The 1,445-nt window shown below is 66.2% G+C and carries 1 protein-coding gene; it reads right to left on the reverse strand.

From position 1 onward, the window contains the following. Positions 1–115: 115 nt before the first annotated feature. Positions 116–1,381 carry an IS701 family transposase gene (locus P2L57_RS39770; protein ID WP_275823466.1) on the reverse strand — a complete coding sequence of 422 codons (1,266 nt, stop codon included), beginning with the start codon at positions 1,379–1,381 and terminating at the stop codon, positions 116–118. Positions 1,382–1,445: the final 64 nt, after the last annotated feature.

Below are 1,445 nucleotides of genomic sequence, written 5' to 3' on the forward strand. Positions count from 1 at the left end.
CTAGTAGTGCTTGGTCAGATTGGTATTGGGGTGGGTATGTCGCGGTGGCATGTGGGGCAGGCGCCGGTCCAGGTTGCGAGGAGTGTCTGTATCTCGCGGATGACTGAGTAGAGGCTCAGGCCGGCGCCGTGTCTTTTGGGGATTTGGCCAGTCGTTGCAGGGTGCAGAAGGCGTGGGCGGCCGAGACGAGGGTGACGTGGTGGTGCCAGCCGTTCCAGGTGCGGCCCTCGAAATGGGCCAGGCCGAGGGCTTGCTTCATCTCGCGGTAGTCGTGCTCGATCCTCCAGCGGAGCTTGGCCAGCCTCACCAGGGTGGTCAGTGGGAAGTCGGTGGGCAGGTCGGACAGCCAGAACTGCACCGGTTCCGGCTCGGTAGCGGGCCATTCGGCCAGCAGCCAGCACTCTGGAAGTTCTGGCCCGTCGGTGGCCTGACGGATCTCGCGTCCGGCAGGCCGGATCCGCAGTGCCACGAACCGCGAGTACATCCGCTTCAAGCCGGAACGGCTCCGACCGGGTCGGGAACCCTCCCGCCAGGACACCGGCCGCGCTGCCTTCCGGCCCGTCGCGATGACCAGCTCTTTGACCGACTGGGGCTTGTCCAGGTACTTCGCCACCGGCGGGCGTCCGTTTCCCTGGTACGCCGGTATCACCGGCACGGCGTCGCCGGGATGGGCCGAGGCGGTGGTGGAGATCCCCACGACATAGTTCAGTCCGCGATCTTGCAGGCCGAGCCGGAACGCCGCGCAGTCGCCGTATCCGGCATCCGCGATGGCCAGCGGTACCTCGATTCCCCACGAGCGAGTCTCGTCGAGCATGTCCAAGGCCAACTGCCACTTCTCCACATGCCCGATGTCCTCGGGGATGCCGCAGGTGGTACGCCGGGCGATCTTGTCCGGGTCTGCCTTCGGTGATCCCGGATCCCAGGTCTCGGGCAGGAACAGCCGCCAGTCGACCGCAGCGGAGGCGTGGTCGGACGCCAGGTGCAGTGAGACCCCGACCTGGCAGTTGGCGACCTTGCCCGCCGTGCCGGTGTACTGCGGGGACACACACGCCGAGGCGGTCCCGTCCTTGAGGAATCCGGTGTCGTCGAAGATCACAGCGGTCGGTCGGACGGCGGTTTCCATCTTCCAGGCCAGCCTGGCGCGGACATGGGCCGGATCCCACGGGCTCGTCGTGATGAAGTGGGCCAGGGCCTGCCGATTGCCATCTTCCCCAAGCCGGGCGGCCATGGGCTCCACCGACTTGCGCTTGCCATCGGTCAGCAATCCCCGCAGGTAGACCTGGCCCCACCAACGCTGCCCATCTCTGGCGAACGGCTCGAAGACATCAGCTGCGAATGCTTCCAACTCGCCACGGATGGCTGCGATTTCTTCCGGCGTCACACACCTTCAACGCATGCAGCGGCCGAAGGACACGCACCGCCAAGATCAACATGACCAAGCCCTA

Origin of the sequence: Streptantibioticus ferralitis (assembly GCF_029223525.1) — a bacterium.
GTDB lineage: Bacteria > Actinomycetota > Actinomycetes > Streptomycetales > Streptomycetaceae > Streptantibioticus_A > Streptantibioticus_A ferralitis.